Genomic DNA, 1393 nt, shown 5'->3' on the forward strand with positions numbered 1-1393 from the left:
CAAAGTTCATCATTTTTATAAAAGATACTAAGTCTTCCTAAACCACTGCTTTCATCTTTAGGAGAAAAATAATAACTAGGTGTATCTTGTTTTATAGTATTATCTTGATCTAATTCTCCAAAGTAAAAAGGATTGTTAGGAAGTTCATTTGAGCCTGTAAGGAGTATACCTTGAAAATAAATTTTAGAATGAGTTAAATCAACATTTTTAGCCCTTAAGACTTCACAATCAATCACTTCTTTATCATAAGCAAAAATTGTTTCTTTTACTTTTTCAAGAGGCATGAATTTTCCTTAAATTTTTAGTCATTTTATGATAACTTAAACTCCAGTATTTATCGCTTTTTTCTCCTGCTAAAACATTAAAATAAAATTCATTTCTATCTTTTTGATATTCTTGTGAGATATTACCATAATCATATTTATGATAAAGCATTCTTGAAAGCATTTCATCTTTAGGTATAAAAATAAAAGGATAAAACTTACTCACACTAAAATTATTATATTTTTGACTCAAATCTAAATCTTGTATCGCAATAGCTTCATAATTATTATCTGCTTTTAAAAGTTTAATTTGTCTATCTTTTCTATCGAAATAAATCAATTCAAAATCGCCTTTTATGCTTGTATTAAATTTTTTAGTGATAGATTCCAAACAAAAATCTAATTTATTATATATACTTTTAAGTTGGGAGGCTTTATCATAAAATTTTTTAATACTTTCATAATATCTTTGATTTTCTATATCTTTTTTACAAAAAGTTTGTATTTTCTTTTCTAAATTTTCCTGATTTACATAACATATATAATTATTATCTAGCATAGATCTAGTCCAAGTAATAAAAGCTCTTGCACCTTTTACACTTTGTAAATTATCATCAATGTTTTGAAATTTCAAAAAGATAGAGTGAAGAGATTTGATCAAGCCAAAGATATCTATCAAATTTCCAGGCACTTTATATTCATCATCAATAAGCTCTATTCCTATATCAGAAAGTTTTTGAATAACCCAAGTAACGCAGTTGTTTTCAAGAAGCTTATAGGTAAATTCTTCATTGATTGGTTCTTTGCTATTAGGTGTAATTTCTTTTGTAGTATTAAAATCATTTTTAATATTTGCAAGTAGGATTTCATATTGTTCTTTAGAAAGTTCTAAAGTGCAACGATTAGAGGGTTTGAAAGCTTGGGGGCTTCTTAGTTTTTTAATAATATAACAATTTTTATCAATATTGCTATCTAATACATATTGGTTATTGTTAAATACTTTGCCAGGAGATCCTATAAGAGATTCTGCAACATTAGCAATTCCAGTTCCAAAACCCCAAAAACCATCATTGAATTCATTAGGCTCTTTAGCTTCATACCATTTTTGATCTATCTTGTCCCATTCTTTG

The 1393-nt window shown here is 26.3% G+C and carries 1 protein-coding gene and 1 pseudogene; both read right to left on the minus strand.

Translation table 11 applies throughout. The annotated features are described in order from the left end of the window. Nucleotides 1-284, minus strand: a pseudogene (locus tag ELQ12_RS09650) (hypothetical protein); the annotation flags it as partial. Continuing rightward, the coding region (locus ELQ12_RS10790) for a hypothetical protein (protein WP_243834156.1) at nucleotides 274-1393 on the minus strand (1120 nt) is incomplete at its 5' end. The pseudogene ELQ12_RS09650 and the gene ELQ12_RS10790, both read right to left, overlap by 11 nt.

The organism is Campylobacter sp. US25a (assembly GCF_004379075.1).
GTDB classification, from domain to species: Bacteria; Campylobacterota; Campylobacteria; order Campylobacterales; family Campylobacteraceae; genus Campylobacter_D; species Campylobacter_D jejuni.